This is a genomic window from uncultured Methanobrevibacter sp. (genome assembly GCF_947170395.1).
Lineage (GTDB): Archaea > Methanobacteriota > Methanobacteria > Methanobacteriales > Methanobacteriaceae > Methanocatella.
In genome coordinates, this window is the sequence record NZ_CAMVTE010000014.1 from 18959 (window position 1) to 40318 (window position 21360).

The 21360-nt window shown below is 35.5% G+C and carries 3 protein-coding genes; all 3 read left to right on the plus strand.

Translation table 11 applies throughout. The annotated features are described in order from the left end of the window. Nucleotides 1-10: 10 nt before the first annotated feature. The 3 genes from Q0W04_RS05225 (at nucleotide 11) to Q0W04_RS05235 (ending at nucleotide 21348) form a co-directional block, all read left to right on the plus strand. On the plus strand, nucleotides 11-6916 hold the full coding sequence (locus tag Q0W04_RS05225) for an Ig-like domain repeat protein (RefSeq protein WP_298501047.1): 6906 nt from the start codon (nucleotides 11-13) through the stop codon (nucleotides 6914-6916). A gap of 290 nt (nucleotides 6917-7206) precedes the next feature. After that, on the plus strand, nucleotides 7207-15231 hold the full coding sequence (locus Q0W04_RS05230; RefSeq protein ID WP_298501048.1) for an Ig-like domain repeat protein: 8025 nt from the start codon (nucleotides 7207-7209) through the stop codon (nucleotides 15229-15231). Nucleotides 15232-15669: 438 nt separating this feature from the next. After that, complete coding sequence (locus Q0W04_RS05235; protein WP_298501049.1) at nucleotides 15670-21348, plus strand: adhesin; 5679 nt, start codon at nucleotides 15670-15672, stop codon at nucleotides 21346-21348. Nucleotides 21349-21360: the final 12 nt, after the last annotated feature.

The following is a 21360-nucleotide window of genomic DNA, read 5'->3' on the forward strand; positions in this document are numbered from 1 at the left end:
AAAGTATTTAATGATTTTAGCATTATTGATTCTGATTTTCGGTATCAGTAGTGCATATGCTAATGATTTGGAAAACACTAATCTTACAGCCAGTGTTGACGAATCATTGGATTTGGAGGTTGACTCCCAAAATGATTTGTTAACAGAGCAATCTGGTGTAATTACTGTCAATGACTGGAATGATTTACAAAAATATTGCTCATTGGATGATAAAGATTATGTATTGAAACTTAAGGAAAATACAAATTATTATCCGACAGATCCTGAGGATAATTCCTATCAAATTAAAGTTAGGAATAACGTGACTATTATTGGTAGTTCAGGAGCCTATTTTGGAGATGCAAATCCTGAAGCAATACCTATCACTTACTTGGCAATAGATGTTCCTGAAAATTCAGGTTTGGGAATAACATTGAGGGGAGTAACATTCAAATGGATTGCAACTGAATATCAACCTAATGCAGTATTTCTTCAAATGGCTGGAAATTCCAATAATTTAATTGAAGACTGTTACTTTACAAACTGTACCTTGGACGGAGGCCACTCTTCATTGGTTTATCTTTTGAGAGGTTATGCATCAATTGAAAATTCCACATTTACAAACATAATTTCTGATTTTGGATGTGTGAGCATTTACGACCCTATGGATAATGTTAATATTGGGGTCTGTAATGGTGCACGTATGGATATTACCGATTCATACTTTGAAGGTAACTATGCAAAAACAGAACCCGGTTGTATTAACAACTGCGGTCAATTGGTTGTAAGGAATACAACATTTTATAAAAACGCCGCTTTCTGGTGGGCAGGCGCAATACATACTCATGAAAGTGCTAATACAACAATATATGATTCCAACTTTACTGATAATCTAGCCGGTTGGAATGGTGGTGCATTATGTACCTATAGTTATTTGCAGATTTATAATACTACCTTTGTTGGTAATAATTGTACTACTGATAATGGTGGTGGTGCTATATTTGCATATGACCAACCAGCAACTATAGGTACTCCACAAGTTTATATTAAAGATTCATTGTTTAAGGATAATGAGAACCTATGCTGGTCATTGTCTGAACTGTCTACTAATGGTATTGGTCGTGGTGGAGGTATATCTTTTACTGGTAAGGGTAGTGTTACTTTATTGAATAATACTTTTATAAAAAATAGTGCTGCTATAGGTACTGCTGTTTGTATTATTGCTCAAGGTGATAATAATCCTACTGATACTACTATTATAGGTAATAGATTCATTAACCATACAAGAGTGGGTGATGTTTTAATTGTTAATCTGAATTCTGTTTCTTCATGTGAAATCAAGGATAATTTTTATTTAAATAATTCAATCGAGTTTTCCAAACTTAAACTAACTGCTGATGAAAAGGTAGGGGATGAAGTAACATTACACATTGACGCAAGCTTAACCAATGAAAAATATTATGATTCAGACATTTTGGATAAATCTGATTATGATGTTTACATGGACGGCAATTATTATAGGACCGTTACTGGCAGAGATTTTACAATAAATGTGAAAAACATTGAAAACAGTCAAGTTTATATCGTCCCATGTATATCAAACAGTAAAAGTAATGAAGTTTCTATCGGTACTCCTAAGCAATATATTTTTGTCTCACAAAAATATGGAAATGATGACAATAACGGATCAACAAGACAAAGCCCTGTTGCCACAATTGCAAAGGCATGCCAACTTGCAAGGGAATCTGAAAATATAATAATTATGGATGGAACATATTCAGAGTCCAATATTACAATAGACTATAACTTGATAATAAAAGGTGAAGATGATGTAAAATTCACCGGAAATTTACCAAATACAATTTTTACACTTACAAACAATTCCGATTTCAAAATTTCAAATATCATTTTTGAGGACATGGTATTTGCTGCCAAAAATACGGGAATTATAAGGCAATCCACAGGTTTTACCGAAATTGACAACTGTGAATTTAATAATATTTATCGCTCATCTGGAACTACACTAATCGAAGCGAGAAGCATTAACGTGTTCAATTCCAAATTTGCAAATAACAGTAAAAATCAGTTAATGTTGATCAAATCAAATGAATTTTTAATTGATAACTGTACTTTTTTAAATAATATGGCTTCAGATTCAACATACTATTCCTTAATTTCAACTGGCGGTGAAAAAACTGGCGTTAAAGGAACTGTAACAAATTCAATTTTCAAATCAAACACAGTTAAATATGGTTGCATATTCTTTGATGCAAGTAATAGGCCACTGACCATTACAAACACGCAATTCATTGCAAATAGGGTATCCTCAATTGCTGATCATGCATCATGTATTAAAGTTGCAAACTCTCCTGAAGTTAAAATAGATTCCTGTGCGTTTAACGGCAATGTTGATTTGGGAACCAGATCTGCAGTAATCTATGTTGATGGCAACAGTGCCAATGTTTATGTATCAAATTCAATCATAGTAAATAATTCATATGAAAATTCAAACAAGGTAGTATTTTCTGCATCAAAATCTGATTATTTGGGTGTTTACCGTAATCTTAGCGGAAATTGGTGGGGCAATACCTGGCAAAATTACACTGTCGTACCTGCAGCATACTCATCTGCATGTGGGGACTGGCTGTTTTTGAATGTATCTGCAAATGCTACTTCAATATCCAAAAATGAAAAGGTTTTAATCACCTTTGATTTAAATAATCTGGTTACAAGAGCGGGTGATATTTCATATTATGATGCAAGTAATTTGGCCGATGTGATATTTAAAGTCAAAACCATTGGTGGTATTTCATCAGACGAGGAACTATTATTGGTTAATGGTACAGCACAGTTAATTTACACTTTAACATCTTTTTATGGGGAAATTACAGCGGACTATTATGGTGTTCAAGTGACATTTAACTTCACACATCTGAGAAGTAAGGTAAACATGACCGTAAATGCCAATGATAGCTATGTTGGAAAACCTGTGATTGTTGAAGTTGAATTTTCGGAAGATGTAACTGGTAATTTGACAATTGCCAACCAAACAAAACCTGTTGCCGGATTTAAGACTTTATTTGAGGTTAATAATTTGAGTTCTGGAGAAAATGTGATTGAAGTATTCTATTCCGGTGACGATCACTGGGAACCTTCAGCAGAAAATGTCACAGTTACGGTATATAAAAACAATTCAACAACAAAAATCACTTCCAGTGATGTTGAAATAGGTAAGGAAGTTACATTAACAGTTGAGGTAACAGAAACAGCAACAGGTAATGTGACTTTAATCATCAACAATGAAAATAAAACATTAACACTTACAAATTCCAATGCCAACTACACTATAAAATCCATTCCTCAGGGCAATTACAATATAACTGCAATTTATGATGGTGATTCAAAGTATTTATCAAGCAGAGACAATATTAATTTTGGTGTTGGAAGAATCAAACCTGAGTTTTCACTCAACGTTTCGGATATTGTTTATGGTCAGGATGCCATCATTAAGGTAGTATTGAATAGAAATGCAACCGGATATGTATATGTTGATGTGAACGGTAAAAATAAAACCTCAAAACTTGAAAACGGCCAAGCAAATGTTTCCATTTCCAATTTAAGTGTTGGGCCAAAAACAGTTTATGTAAGCTATGACGGTGATAATTATTATGATTCAATCAATGATACAGCATCATTCAATGTTTTAAAAGCGAATACTACTTTAACAATTGTTGCCACGGACATTAAAGTTGGTGCAAAAGAAAATATTGAAGTAACTGTCCCAAGTGGCGTTACTGGTAAGGTTACAATTGTTTGTGGCGAATATAACATTACAAAAGAAGTCAATGTACTTGGAAAGGTTTTATGGACATTATCTGACTTGCCTGTAGGTCCATACACAGTATCAGCAACTTTAATTAGTGATAATTACAATAATGCTGGAAATACAACCAATTTCACTGTTTCAGATTATCAGACTCCGCAATGGCCTAATCAGGGCTATGATGTTGGAAACGATGGAAAATCTCCATATTACAGTAATTCTAATGGTGCAATTGTTTGGAGTTATAACACTAATGGAAATGTAACTGAAAATATTGTCATTGATAGTGAAGGCAATATTTGCATAGTCACATCATCTGGCGTTTATTCTATTGATGATGCTGGAAAAGAGCGCTGGAACTATAATTATGTGAGTGAAAATATCTCTGGAATTGCCATCAGTCGTGATGTAGTGATTGTGCCTATTTCAGCCAATTCATTATACTTTGTTAATCAGACATCCGGTCAACGCTATGGTTATTCTCATGTATATCAGGCATCAAGCTTATTTGCCCCTATAGTTGATTCAAAATCAAATATCTATGTTTCAAGCGAGTATCAACACGCCAGTGGTGATTATAAATTAGTTATTGTTCCTTATTCATTATGGGAATATGGAGGAAATCCTATAATGATTTCATTGGGTAAATCTCAGCCGGTATCTGCTCCGGTGCTTGTTGGGGATAAATATGCAGTAATTGCATGCAATGATGGCATTAAAATCATAGATTTGGATAAAAAAGAAATATCTTCCTCATTGTCAGGCAATACTCAGTCAGTACGTCCAGCTGTAAGTTCTGAAAGCATTATTTATGCAGTATTGAATAATAATATTCAGGCAATGACTCCACAAGGAAATATCATCTGGAAAACTCCTATAACCAGTTTGGGAGGTCAGTTGGCTTTGGATGAAGACAATGGATTGTATTTCATTAATTCTAAAGGTAATTTATACAAATATAATCTTGTTGACGGTAGTGAAAAATTAATTTCCTCTTTAAATTTCACATCAGGAATGCTGATTGGAACTGACGGAAATGTCTATGTTGGATTGAATGAAATGTTATATGCATTTGATGATAGTGGAAATATTCTATGGAAGTCTGATATGGGTGAAAAAATTGTAGGAACACCTGTGATGAATAAAGACGGAATAATCTATTTGACTACTTCCAATGCACTGAAATCCATTGGAAAATCAAGTTTATTAGATCCGAAATTCGATGTAAACATTTCAGACATTACCTTGGGTGAAAATGCTTCTGTAATAATAACAGTTCACGATGATTTGACAGGCACATTTAATGTTGAAGTTGATTTAAACAATTATGGCTGCAACATTTCAGAAAATAATATTACAATTACAGTTCCTAATTTAAGTGTCGGTAATAAAACTGCTCATATTGTTTATTCAGGGGATGGAAGGTTCAAATCAAAACAAATCTCTTATAACTTCACAGTATTTAGAGGTTCAAAAATACCTACTGAAGTTAATTTAACTGTTGGTGAGGTTGTTGTCGGTGAGGATGTTAGTGTTGGTATTTGTGTTGTGAATGCCAGTGGCGATGTTCTTGTCGTGTTTGATAATGCTAATAAGACTATTTCTTTGGATAAGAATGGTAGTGCTAGTTTTGTTATTGAAAAGATTGGTGCTGGTAGGCATGTTTTAGATGTTGTTTATCTTGGCAGTGATATTTATGAGATGTCTAATGCTAGTGAAATCATTGATGTTTCTAAACTTGCCAGTGAAGTTAATTTAACTGTTGGTGATGTTGTTGTTGGTGAGGATGTTAGTGTTGGTATTTGTGTTGTGAATGCCAGTGGTGATGTTCTTGTTGTGTTTGATAATGTTAATGAGACTGTTTCTTTGGATGAAGGTGGTTATGCTAGTTTTGTTATTGAAAAGATTGGTGCTGGTAGGCATGTTTTAGATGTTGTTTATCTTGGCAGTGATATTTATGAGATGTCTAATGCTAGTGAAATCATTGATGTTTCCAAAGTTGCCAGCGAGATTAACTTAACAGTCGGTGATATAAAAATAGGTGCTGATACTCCAATCAATATAGAAATTCCTGGCGCCACTGGAGAAGTCTATGTTTATGTGGATAGAAATGAGTATATTAAGCAATTAATAGGTTGTAAAACTAATTTCAACGTATCCAGTCTTGCTGTCGGAAGCCATAACATTAATGTGGTCTATTATGGTGATGAATCTCATTATTTTGCAACTGTTAGTAAATTCATACCTGCAAGTGCCGTTTTAAGCAGTTTCAGAAACATTGTCGTAAGCGGTAAGGGAATAATATCTGCTGTTTTAGTTGATGGTAATGGAAATGGTATTGGAGATGCCGAAATAACCTATAAAATAGGAGAAAGCAACTATACAACTGCAACTGATGAAAATGGGGAATTTGAAATTAAAGTTAATTCAAATTCAATCGTTGAAATCGTTTACGAGGGTGCTGATTTAATTTTACCAAGTAAAATTTCCATAACTCTTAAGTTAGCCACATCCAGATTGGCCACATCTGTTGTCGGAGATAACTACACCCAACCTGCCATTGAATATGCAATTGGCGAGAGGGGAGGTAACTTCACAGTTCAATTGATAGATCAAAATGGCAAGCCGTTGGCTAATAAGGTTGTTTATATAGGCTACAACGGTAAATGCCTGGAACGTACTACAGATGAAAATGGATTTGCCAGAGTTCAAATTAACTTGGTAGCTGAAAACAGACTGACATTTGCCGTTGCATTTTTAGGTGATGATGATTATGCCGCTTCAATGTCCGTATATCTGATTACAATAACCAAAAAGGCCGTTACAATCAATGCTCCTGCAAAATCATTTAAAGCAAGTGCGAAAACCAAATCATACACTGTAACTTTAAAAACCGATAAAAACAAATTTGACGGTAAAACTTATTTCGCAGCGGGCAAAAAAGTTACAATGTCATTAAACGGCAAAACATACACTGCAAAAACAGACAGTAATGGGAAAGCTACCTTTAAACTTGATATTACCAAGAAGGGAACTTACTCTGCAAATATTGTTTATGCAGGTGATAATACATACAGTTCCGCTAAGGCAAGTTCAAAAATAAAAATTAACTAGGGGAACTGATTTCTCCTATTCTTTTTTTCAAATATTTTCTATTTTTCTCATTTTCATTAATATTAAATAGGATGTTACACATACATTAAATTTGTAAAGTTTGGTTTAATTTTGATTAGGTAAACTTTATAATTATTAATCGAGTGATTGAGTCAACTACTGTTTTAATTCAGTAGGGGCTTTAAAAACCCATTAGTTGAATTTATTTAAATCTAATGGCTATTTAATAAAAAGGAGGTCGGCAATTCCTTCTCAACGGTAATTGTTGAGTAATTATTGCCATAAGAAAAATGAAGATGAATAAAAATATTTTTATTTGCGCATTTCTGGTCGTAATGATGCTTGTTTGTGTCAGTGCGGTTAGTGCAGAAGATAATCTTAATGCAAATTTGGGTGCTGATGCATCTGATGCTGTAGATTTATCTGTTAGTAATGTGAAGGAGAGTGAAACTCTATCTGATACAGATGAGGGCAGTAGCTCTGGTGAAATACTTGCAACAGATGTTGTAACCAACTCCACTTTCTTCAATTATTTCGATGAAAATGGTGTTATTAACAAAAGTATTTCCGCAAAAGAATTAACATTTGACGGTAATTTTTCCGGTTTGGGAATTGATACCATAACTATCGATACTCCTATAGTTATTACTTGTGAAAATGATACCGTATTTTATAATATTGGATTTAAAATTTTATCCGATAAGGTTACATTAAATGGTTTTGATATTGTAAGGACCATTGACGGTGCTGCAATTGATATTAAAGCTTCAGATGTAACTGTTGACGATGTACTTATTGATATTAAAAGTGTAGGTAACAAGGATTCATTTGCTATTCGTGCAATTGAAAGTGATAATCTCAAGTTACTGAACAATATTATTACTTATGCTGCAGGATATAATGCAACCAATACTGAAATATATCAACATGTAATTGAGGTTCGTGCTTCAAATAATGTAAACGTTAAAAAGAACAGTATTGATGCACAATTACCAACTATAACTGCTTCATGGTCTAAAATAGGTATTAACAAAGATTATCCATTGGCAATTGGTGTTCAGGATTGTATAAATTTCACTTTTGAAAAAAACCTTGTAAGTGCAGTTGTTAATACTGTGAATGATTACCAAACACTTGATGTTATGATGGTTGATAATGCCACAAACTTAAAAATAATTGGTAATGAATTTACTGAATTTGCTTCAACAAACGACGGTGTTGTACTTTATTTATATGCGGTGGATTTATACAACTCTAAAGGAATTGTTATTTCCGGAAATGATATTTTTGTAAATACCACTTCTGGTGTAACTGATTCCGGTGCTGCTTATCCTATTCAAATTACTGGTCCTGTAACTGATTTTATCATTGATGATAATATGTTAGTTACATTTAGTAAAGGTAACAATTTAGGAATTTATGCTCAAGATTGGGCAGGTTCCGTTGAAGGAATTATTTCTAATAACCGTATTGGAGTAATGGGTAAAGTTAGTGATGGTCAATGGGGATTACTTTCTGGTATTGAAATGTCAGCTTCTGATGTATACATTATCGGAAATGAAATTATTGTTGTAAATAATAATACATATGCTGATGCAAATAACGTTTATGGTGTAAGTTATGCTCAAGCTCATGACGGTGTAAGTCATAATTTAACTATTGCTGATAATATTGTTAAAGCTAATGGTAAATATGCGGTTTATTTAGAAAAATCAAATGCTACTGTTGCTGAAAACACTTTATACGCTCATGACTTACTTGGTAACGACGCTGTATCTGTTGTTGGTGGATCTTCTGTTGTAGAAAACAACTGCCCTCCATTTGTCATAACTAATGCAACTTTCTACAGTTTCTTTGATGAAAATAATTACTTAGCTAAACATATTCCTGAAGGAGCTACCTTAGACTTCCAAGGTGTATTCATAGGAAATATCAGCCAATATTCCGCTTTCATCAACAAACCTGTAAATATAATTTCTTCAACTGGTGATGCAGTATTTGAATATGCTACAGATTTAGGCGATAGTAACCTTAACAAAGTAAATTGTATTCAACTCAAGGTTGTTGCTGGTGGAGATAACACAAATATTACAGGCATCACTATTCTTAACGGTGATTTATTTGTTGAAGGTGCTTCTGGCGTAAATATTGATAAAATTACTGTAAAAGCTAATATGAGTGGAATCGGTAAGAGTACTGGATTTGTTGCTATTCACTCAGGATCTTACAACACAACTGTTACAAACTCATACTTTGAAAATGGTGGAACTGGTTCAAGTATTTTAGTACTTGGTAATGGTGGTAAATACGCTTCATTCGACCACAACATATTCAATGTAACCGGTTCATCAGGTAATGTAGTAGCATCCAACATTTTTGTAGGTACAGGTGAAGAACCTGGTACTGTTAACTATACTAACAACATTATTTACAATGCAATGCCTGAAGCTGGAACAATGTATGCAATGACTGTATCCAGTGACAATAATTTAGTGGAAAATAACACTATCCACAATTTCAAAGGAAGCGGTATTGTAAATCAATGGGGTACAACTTCCACTAAAAACATCTACAGAAACAATACTATGACTGGTGGAGCAAGCTTTGTTGCAGGTACATACAGTATCATTGAAAACAACAATATTGATGGTGCAATGACTATTACTGAAGGTTGTACTGCTACCGGCAACACTGCAAAAACAGCTACTATTTCCGGTAAAAATGCTGTTGTGGACAACAATACATTTTTCGGTGTAAGTAATAATGGTGCAGTTTATATATCTTCATCCAGCGCTAAAAACACTACTTTCACCAATAACTATCTTAAAGATGCTTTAACTGTTAGTTCAAGTGATAATATCATCACTGGTAACAAAATTTCTACAGAAAAAGCATATGCTGTTGATTTGAAATCAACTTCCGGTAACACAGTTACCAAGAATGTTTTATCCAGTGCTGACAAAATGGGTGATGAAGCTGTTAAATATGCGGAAGATAAAGACAATGTAGTTAAATACAATGGATTAAATGCTATTATTGAAATTGATGTGGCTGACTCTTGGAGCGGATACAACAACACAATTAATGTGACTGTAGTGGAAGCTTCCGGTAACATAACTATCAGAGTCAACGGTAAAGAATTTGAACCTATAACTTTAGATAAATATGGTAAAGCTACTTTCGAAATTCCTGCAAACGTTATTGAAGTGGGATTAAATGATCTTACTGTAGATTACAGTGGTGATGACATAATTAATCCTGAAACCAAATCCGTAACTTTCCACGGATTGGATAATGTCATAACTTCTGAAATATTCTTCAACTACTTTGATAAAGAAGGTTTCTTGAAAGCAGATGTCCCTTACGATGATTTGGTCTTTAAAGGAGCTTTCGCTAAATCTAGCACTGTTCAATACATTATTATTGACAGACCAGTATTTATTTCAAGTGATGCTGCATCATTCAGCCTCATGGGATTAGTAATTGCTTCTGACAATGTAACTGTTGATGGTTTAAAATTAACCACTACTGTAAACAGTGCAACTTCTGCTTTAGGTGATTTAATAACCGTTGGCGGAAACAATGTAACTTTAACTAATTTAGACATTACTTACAAAGTTACTAGAGGAGATTACGATGCAATAGCTATTGATGCATTTGGTGTTAACAATATTACCATTGCTAACAACACAATTGTATTTGAAAGTACCGTTTCTGATGATGAATATAGTGCAAACGCAATCAATTTAGATGGTGTTAACTATGCTTTAGTTTACAACAACACCATAACTACAAAATTGCCTGGTTTATATGCTTCTAATTATGATTGGAATTACTACATGATGGGATTGAATACTGTTAATCCTGTTAGAATAAGGAACAGTACAAATATTAATTTCACATATAATTCTATTGATTCCGGAGTAAAAAGCGTATACAGCTTCCCGACTGTTCAATGTTTATATGTAGTTGGAGTTACTAATGCTTCATTTGCATACAATAACTTCACAATGGTTGATACTTATTCAAAAGCAGGAGATACAATTTATCTTTATGCAATTAACTTTGGATATGATAAAAATACTTTTGTAATGAAGAATAATTTCAATTTATACACTAAAGCAGGTAAGGATTCCGCTGGAGCAGCATACGCAATGCAAATTCTTAATTCCCAACTTTATATAGCTGGCAATAACATTACAACTGAATCAAGTGGACCTAACTTAGGTATTTATGTGTCTATTCCTATGGCTGCAGAACCTAAAACTAAACTTTATATTGTAAGTAACAATATTAATGTTGCAGGATATGCTACTTCTAAAAATACTGATGCTTTAGTATCAGGTATTGAAGTGCAAGATGGTGAAGCTGAAATAGTATTGAATACAATTAATGTTGTCAACAAAGCAGGTTACGTTAAAAACGCTCCGGTATACGGTATAAGCTATGCTCAATGGGGTTATGGCTGTTCATTAGATATTGAATATAACTCTATTGATGTTAACGGAGACTATGCTGTTTCAGTCAAAAAAGGAAGTCCGGTCAATGTAACTGACAATGTCCTATTCGCTGAAAAATTATACGGTGACAGATCTGTAAATGTTGATGAATCCATGAGTATTGTTGCAAACAACACTCCAATGAACCCATACTTATTAGTTGAATTTGATGACATTACTGTCGGTGAAACTGCAGTATTCAACATCACCTTCGATGCTAATGACACTGGTGAAGTAACATTAATCGTTAACGGAAGAGCTTACGATGTAAATGTTACCAACGGTACAGGTCAGGTAAACGTATCCGGATTGGAAGCAAATCAATACACCGTAATTGCATACTTGACTGAAGTTGCTCCATACGGACCTGACGAATTTGAAGCTGTTTTAACCGTAGCTAAATATCCTACTGATATTATTATTGATGTCGCTGATGTAAAAGCGGGCAAGGATGCAAAAGTTACCTTTGATTTAGGTAATGCAAGAGGTAATGTAATTGCAATTATAGACGGTAAAAAACAAGTATTAAGAATTAATTATAAAGGTATTGCTACTGCAACAATTAAACAAATCGCTGCTGGTGAGCATAGCATTGTTGCAATATATGAAGGTGATGCCAACAACGAATATGCTTATAACTTTACAGCATTCACAATCAACAGAACTGAAACTCCTATTTCATTCAACGTCACTCCTGCTAAAGTGGGTGAAATCACAACTATTACAGTTGATGTTCCTGATGCTGCTAGCGGTTTGGTATTAGTTACTGTTGATGAGTTTATTTGGGGTATTGACTTAAATATGGGCAAATCAGTAAACATTACTTTCCTTGAATCTGGTGTTTACAATGTATCTGCAATATATTTAGGTGACGCATACTATGAAGCTAATGCTTCTGATGTAATTTCTGTAGAAATAGTTGATAAATCTCCTTCTAACATTACAGTTGAAATTCCTGAAGACGTCAAAGTTGGTGATGAAGTTGTACTTAATGTTACAGCTGATAATCCTGATTTAATTGCAATGCTTGACGAGACTCCTATAGAAATTGTCAATGGAACAATTAGATTTACTCCTGATAAAGAAGGAAATTACATAATTTCCATCTATGCTTCTGAAAATGAAGACTATAAATATGAAGTAGCAGTAGCAGTAGTTGATGTTTACAAATACGAATCATCTGTTGAAATCAAATTGCCTGAAAACATCACTGTCGGTAAAGAAATGGAAATTACCATTTTAAGTGATACTGATGCTGAAGTAGTCGTTACTATTGACGGTCAGGCTGTAGATATAATAGGTGATAAAGTAACCTTTATTCCTACTGCAGGCATTCATACCATTATTGCATTTGCAGATGAAACTAACAAATACACTGCAGCTGTCGATGATGTATCATTTGAAGTATTAAAATTAGATAGTGAAGTAACTGTAAATGTCACTGACGCTAAAGTGAATGAAAAAGTTACTATTGCTGTAAACGTTACTGAAGGTGCATCAGGTATTGTGCTTATTGCTGTTGGCAATGGTACATTCTTCATTGATTTAGATGAAGGAAACGTTCTTGAAATATTTGGATATGTAGCTGGCACATATAATGTCACTGCATACTACATGGGTGACGATATTTATTACAGCAACTACTCTGATGTTGCTACATTAAATATCATTGAAAAAGAGCCTTCATACATTAATGCTGAAATTCCTGAAAACATCAAAGTCGGCGATGAAGTAGTAATCAATATTACTTCTGATAATCCTGACATAGCGGTCATGGTAAATAGTGAACCTGTAGAAATTGTCAATGGAACAATTACAGTAATTCCTCTTGAAGAAAGAGGTTATCTGCTTGAAATTTATGCTTTTGAAAATGAAAATTATACAGAAGCATACGGAAACGCAGTATTTGATGTTACCAAACGTGAAGCATCAGTTGAAATCAAATTGCCTGAAAACATCACTATTGGTGAAGAAATGAATATAAGCATTGTATACAACAGTGATGCTGAAGTAGTTGTTTTAATTGACGGTATTGAAAGAGAAGTTGTCAACGGTACTGTAACCATCTATAATTTAGAAGGTGCTCACGATATCGTTGCATATGTAAATGAAACTGATGCATTTGCTGCTGCAATGGCATTCGATTCATACAATGTGAATAAAAAAGAAGCTACAGTTGAAATTAACGCTACTAATGTTTTCGTAGGTCAAAAATCAACTATTACTGTAACAATTCCGGAAGGTGCAGTAGGAGTTGTAATTGTAACTGTTGATGATGAACAGTTCTATGCAATTGAATACTTGCATGAAAATACTGGCAGTGTTGACGTAGTATTTGATGAAGCAGGCAACCACATAGTTTATGCAACTTACCTTGGTGACATCACTTATGATCCTGCCAACAGTAAAGACATTACTGTTGTTGTATCTGCAAAAGAAGTAACTGAAGCAAATATTACTGTTCCTGCTGACATCAAAGTAGGTGAAAAAGCTAATGTAACCGTTGATGTTCCTGGTGCTACAGGTTATGTTTCTGTCATTGTAGACGGTAACGAAACTATTGCTCCATTAATAAACGGTTCTGCTAGCGTTCCTATTGATGCAACAGCTGGTGACCACAATGTTGTAGTTATCTACTCAGGTGACGAAGCACACGAAGCAGTTTATGACAGTAAAACATTCAGTGTTCCTAAAGAAACTAGCCAGGCTAATGTAACCATTGGTGACATTGCTATTGGTAAAGACACCAACGTGTCCGTATCTATCCCTGGTGCTACAGGTAACGTATCTGTCATTGTTGACGGTAAGGAAAATATTGTACCTTTAGATGAAAATGGTTCTGCTGTTGTTCCTGTTTCAGGTTTAGCTGCTGGAGACCACAGTGTTGTTGTAGTCTACTCAGGTGATGATACACACGATGCTGCATACGTTGCTAAAGAAATCAAACAAACCGCTTTAGACAGTAAATTCACAAACATCACTGTATCCGGTGATGGAACTGTATCTGCTATCTTAAAAGACAGTACTGGTAAAGCTATCGCTAACGCACCTGTAACATACACTATTAACGGTGTTGCAAACAGCACTGTTTCCGGTGCAGATGGTTTAGTAACTATCAAAGCTGCTTCAAACACTGAAGTTGTCATTGCTTATGCTGGAACTGATGAAATCCTGCCTGTTGATGTTGCAATAACTATTAAAGATATTGCTCCTGTAAGAATGGCTACACAAGTTCTTGGTAATAACTACACTCAACCTGCAATTGAATACAATTTAGGTGAACGTGGAGGCAACTTCACAGTACAACTTGTAGATCAAAACGGTAAACCTTTAGCTAACAAGACTGTATATATTGGTTATAACGGTAAGATGCTCAACCGTACTACTGACGAAAACGGATTTGCCAGAGTTCAAATCAACCTCGTTGCTGAAAACAGATTAACATTTGCTGTCGCATTCTTAGGTGATGACAACTACAACGCAACCATGTCAGTATACCTGATTACCATAACCAAAAAGGCAGTTACAATCAGCGCTCCTTCCAAATCATATAAAGCCAGTGATAAAACCAAATCATACACTGTAACTTTAAAAACCGATGCAAACCCATTCGACGGTAAAACATACTTCGGTGCAGGTAAGAAAGTTACATTGAAATTGAACGGTAAAACATACACTGCTAAAACAAATGATAAAGGACAAGCTACCTTCAAACTTGACATAACCAAGAAAGGTACTTTCTCAGCTGATATTAGCTACGCAGGAGACAACACATATAAGTCTGCTAAGACAACCGCAAAAATAAAAATTAATTAGTGGGAATTAATTTCTCACTAACTTTTTTTCTTTTTTTAATCCGATAATCCGGACACTTTTTTTCTTCGATTAAATTCATTAAACGCTTGATTAAATCAATGATATTTTCATGGATTTTTATTTTTATCAATCAAATCTTTCATTTGATGCTATTTATGTCAATTTTACATAACATTTTAATTTGCCATATATATCTTTCAGATTATTTACAAAATTCTTGCCATAAATCTATTTAGAAAATGCGGAAATGTTCTTATTTTTCGGATATAACAAATTTTTTGCATAGATTTAAATATTTATTCAATGTAAATTTAAAATATAATCAATTTAAAATTAGTTTTCATTAACTGATTTTGATTTAATTTAGTCAATTGGTGTAGTGGAGGTGATAACATAAAACGGGAAATGCTGATTTCATTAATATTTCTGTCTTGCATTGTGCTTACGCTAAATTTTGCATTTGCAGCCGATGCTGATTCATGTCTAAAAAACGGTCCGCAGTCACAGGACAATCTGTCAGTGTCTGAAGTTTCAGCTGGTGAGCAGGTATCTGTTCTTGATAGTTCTGACAATCGGAATTTGTCTGCAGGTTCTCCAAAGGTCATAGAAATAGTTCAGGACAATTATGAAAGTTATTTCAATCCAAGAACCGGTAAAATTTTAGATGATGCAAATATAGCAAGTGGAGATATCTTAAAGATAGGTAATATTTCAGGCCGTGCATTTGTTATCGACCGTCCGCTTACTTTAATGCCTATTTCACCGGCAGATGAGATTTCCAACGGATTCATTCATCTGGTTAAGGGAAGTGACGGATCCACAATCACAAACCTTACAATCAACAATACCAAGGGAACCTTATCAATCATGGGAGTGACAGTAGGTCAGCTGCATGGGATCTGGCTTTCAAATTCCAACAACAACCTCATAGCATACAACACAATAAGAATTGCAAATACCGGAGGTGTTTATGCAATGCCTATGGGATGGTCCAGCAACAACAGGATTATCTACAATGACATGAAAACATATGTCACTTCAAATATCATCATGGGAGAATGTCATTACAATCTGATTTCACACAACAGGATTGAGGTCCTGTCCTATTCGGACGTGTCAGTTACAAACCTGATTTATTTCAATCCCTTCGGCCATGCCGACTATTCAGGCTCTCCTGTATGCAGAGGAAACGTTATTTCCTATAATTATCTTAAGGGATTCTGCACAATGCCTATGTCCATTATCCTTCAGTGCACATATGTAAACCATGACGGTACGGTTATTGCAAACAACACTATTTTTAAAGGTTCATACGGTGTCAATTTAAGAGGGGAAAATGTTTCCGTTTATGGAAATACTGTTGAAGGCAGTGCCATTGGAATTTCAGTTTCAGGAAGTGATTTCTGCATAAATGACAATAATGTATCAGGTTCAAGCATGCAGAGCGGAATTTCCGCAACAGCCGATGACGGTTCATCAGGAGCAGTCTTCAATAACATTCTAAATTACACTGATGTAGTCTCTGCAATGAATATAGGGGACAATGTCGATGCATCCAATAACCGGATAACTGTCAGCAATTACGGTATAGGAATATCTATATTTGGAAACGGCTCCAACGTTCATAATAACAACATCAAAAACAGACATGACGCCGGCGTTTCAATTTTAGGTAACTTCAACACTTTAAACAGTAACATAATAAACACAAAAAGTGTTGGTGTTTCAATTCCTGCCGCTTCAACAGGCAAAAGATATTACAACAACACCATAATCAACAACAGGATTACAAGCGAAAGCTATGGTGTTTCAATTGAGGGGCTGGTTTACAACTCTGTCATAACAGACAATGTCATCGAAACCAACGCCACAAACGGAATAAATCTGGAGATTACAGACAGGCTGTCAAATACCGAACTGGACAACATGGTCAACGGAATCATACTGAATTCAACAGCCATTGTTGTCAATGACTCCAATTTCCACCAGTACTTCGATGAATACGGTTATCTTACATATCAGTTCCCTGAAGGCAAGACAAAGATTATTATATTGACATTCCTGACAAACAAGAACATATTCTTTGACGATAAGATCAATGTAATCAGTAACAAACAAAACAATTTATTATATGACGTTACAATCACTTTCAACGGCGATTCCGAAGGTTCATTGATAAGCGATTTCAATTTCATAAACAACGACAGGGAATCCATTGTAATAGACCATGTCAATGACATCACCGTTTCCCGAAACAACATTACAAGCATAATGAAAAAGGGAAGCGTTTCCAATTCAGTCATTCTCATTAAGGATGTCTGTGACGATGTAGCGGTTTCAAGCAACAACATTTATGTCAACTCCAAAGTGAAATACGCATACGCCATTGACGCTTCGGCAATAAATCCGTCTAACGCAATGATGAACAAGAGACTTTCCAAGGGACTTTCAGTTAAGGACAACGTCATTATCATGATTTCAGATGATGTGGCAGAGGCCATCTACAATGATGCGATTGGCCAAAGCGAATTTCTAAACAATAAAATCAACATAATCTCCAAAGGCTACGGTTACGGCATTGCATTTGCAAATATTATGGGCAGACTTTCAAACATCACAGTTGCGGAAAATGAGATTGTGATTCACTCAAAGCAGATGGCATATCTTGTTGAACTTCATGATGTGGACAATTCAGTGATTGCAAACAACACTCTATACAGTGACTGCAACGGCAGTTATTCGGTTGGGCTATATCGCTCCAATAACGTTTCAGTTGAAGGAAATAACATTTCACTGTTTGCAGGCAATTTAAGTAAGATATCCTCAGTTTCAGATGTGTTGGGAATAGGAAACTCACCTATATCCGTTATCAGCGATTCATCTAACGTAACTATAAACGGCAACCTGATTTATGCGAATGCCGCAAATCCGATTTCACTAATCAATGTCAGTGATGTTGGAGGTATTGATTTGGTCGTCAATTCATTTGTTGTTGATGGGGACAACTTCAACGTTTATTTTGCTTCTGACGGGCTGTTAAAATCTGATGTAATAGCTTCCAACTCCAATCTGCTTTTATACAATATCACTGGCGGAGCTTTGATGATAATTGACAAGCCGTTAAATATTTCATCATTTAAAAACACATCTTCTGTCGTTTCACTTGTGTTGTGTGGAAATGCTTCAAATTCAACATTGGACAATCTGAAATTGGTCAATTCAACAATTCTTTTGAACGGAACTTCAAATGTCTGGATATCCAATTCCAAAATAGTGTCCAATTATTCGAACTTCCTTACAGTAATCGGGGGTTATAACAATACATTGATTGGCAATGATGTCCTATTCAATTCAACTGATGCATTTGGTATAATACTGAACTCTACTCGCTCAAACAACATCATAAACAATAGTATTGACGCTTATGGTGGCAGCATCAACATCATTCTTGATTTGAACTCCACCCGCACTTTGATTGACTCTAACGCTTTCAATGCATTGGGCGGTGATGTGGTATTTGTCCGTTCGATAAATTCCGAATATGAAAATGTTACAAACAACGGTATTTTTGCAAATGCATCAAATCCGTGTGCTTTAATTGCATCAAACCTGCATCATGGTTTCGTTGGATTCAATGATATTTTATTGAACGCTTCAAACGCAAACGCATCCCAATCAGCAATCACATATTCTGATTCATCATCAAACAATATGGTGGCCTCAAACAGCATCATATTGTCTTCAAAAGGCATCAACGATTATGCTGTGGTTGTAATTTCAAGTATGGATTCATCAAATGAAATAATCAGGAATTATCTTTTAAGCTCAAACGGTTTGAAAAGGGCCAATTCAGCTGTCTTTGCACCTAACTGCCACGTCGATAAGAACACTCCAATGGACGTTTACGTTTCTGTCGAGGGGGATGACCTCAAGGGTGACGGAAGCTTTTCAAATCCGTATGCAACCATTAGGGGGGCTGTTGAAAAATCCCTAAACCATGCAATAATATGTGTAGGTGACGGTTATTACAACGAATCCGATATTGTTGTTGATAAGGATTTAACCATCGTTGCAATCAATCCGGGCAATGTTGTGATTGATGCAAACGCAGGACAGCTGTTTAACATTACCAAAAAGGGAATTTTAACCATTGATTCACTCATAATCCAAAATGCACACAGTAAGATGGGAGGGTCAGTGTTCTTTAACAATGGTGATTTGTACATTTGCAATTCAGTAATCTGCAATTCATCAGCATATCATGACAATTCAAATCCTGTTTTCGACAGGGACCTGGTCTATAACGATGGAGGTCTCTACAGGGGACATACTCAGGACTGCATCAATACTGGAATGGGTGGTGCAATACTCAATAGGGGAAATCTGGTGATTAATTCATCACTGTTTTATGACAATCTAGGGCATTGGGGTGGTGTTATAGCAAATTACGGCAAAACATCCATTGATTCATCCCAATTCATTGATAATAAGGGTGTCCATGGCGGGGTCATTTATTCAAACTCCAAACAGGATTTGGTAATTGAAAATTCACTTTTCAACGGAAATGTTGCAATTGCGTCAATAGATTACTGTTCACTGGTTATTGTAACTACAGTCTGGTCCATTGATGAGGGAAACAGGCATGAGATTCGTTCTGAATGCGGAAATCCTGTCGGTATAGGTGGTGTGGTCTATACTATAGATACCAGCGTGGAATTGTCAAATTCAACATTTACCTGCAATTCTGCAAGGGTTGGAGGTGTCATTGCAACTTCAGCAGATAGCTTCACATCCATATCATCAACAGACCCGCAGGTCGATTTGATAATTGATGATTGTTATTTCTCAAACAACCGGGCCAATGATACCCGATCATCTTCAGGTTCAATTGACCTGGGTGATTTCAGCTATAACAGGGAACACCATGGGGGTGTTGTTTACGGAACATTCAACAAACTTCACATTACAGATTCAAAATTCCATTCAAACGTCGCAAACGATGACGGTGGTGCATTATATGCAAAATCCAGTGACGGTAAAATATTGGATAGCGAATTCATATCAAACATAGCGGGAATCAGCGGAGGGGCTTTGGAGCTTTCAAGCAATTTTGTCATTATGAGAACAATCATCTCAAACAATTCCGCAAGATATGGTGGAGCCATTGAGTACACCACTCCTGTCTATTACGGTCACATTCAGGACAATTTGAACATTTATAACTCAACAATCTCCCACAATAGGGCATTGAACGTGGGAGGAGCATTCAATGTAGGTGCCGGAAACATTACAATTCGAGATTCCAATATTGTTGACAATCTTGCTCCGGCATATGAAACAATCCATTCATCATCAAGCAGCAGTCTTGCCATTGACATGAGATACAACTATTGGGGAACTTCCCAAAACGGATACACAGGTCCTGATGATTCTGTTTGGAAAGTGGCCAATAACCTTTTCAGGCCATGGTACAAGCAGTGGGTCCACTGGGAACCGAAAACCATTGAAATAGATCCTGTAAATCCGGTTGAGGTCGATCCGGAAGAACCTGATAATAATCATCCAAGCACTCCTAGTGCAACTGTAAATCCTACCTCCACAGGTTCAAGCACTTCAACAGGAACTTCCATTGGAGGAAACGGCAATGGAGCAGGCAACGGAAAATATTCAGGTTCAGGTGATGGCAATAATTTGGGTCCTGGAAGCGGTTCCGGAAGCGGGTCTTCATTAAGTCCTCTGACAGGACGTGATGAGTACGGCGGCCAGAGCATCATTGGAACATATAATCCTGATGATTCCAACGGCAATTCAAAAGTTCATGGAACAGTTGATTCAGATAGCTTAAGTAAATCAAACAGTTCCCAGTACAATTCCGACTTGCAGTCTGTCGGTACAACATCAAATGCAGCTTCAGTGTCTGCCGGTGCAAGTGCCGAATCAGGCGAGTCAGGCAGTAGCTCTTCTGACAGTTCAAGGGCTTATGAGGTTACTAAAAATATTGACGATAACTTTAATGACAATAATCTTTGGATTGCATTAATTATGATTGCAATTGCATTGATTTTCCTGATTATCGGATTTAGACGAAAACAAAAGGAAAATGAGGATGAATATTAAACGGGGTGTTAT

Excerpts from the sequence above, each read along its gene's own strand:
- Q0W04_RS05225 (WP_298501047.1), top strand. The coding sequence starts at position 11 with ATGATTTTAGCATTATTGATTCTGATTTTCGGTATCAGTAGTGCATAT.
- Q0W04_RS05230 (WP_298501048.1), top strand. The coding sequence starts at position 7,207 with ATGAAGATGAATAAAAATATTTTTATTTGCGCATTTCTGGTCGTAATG.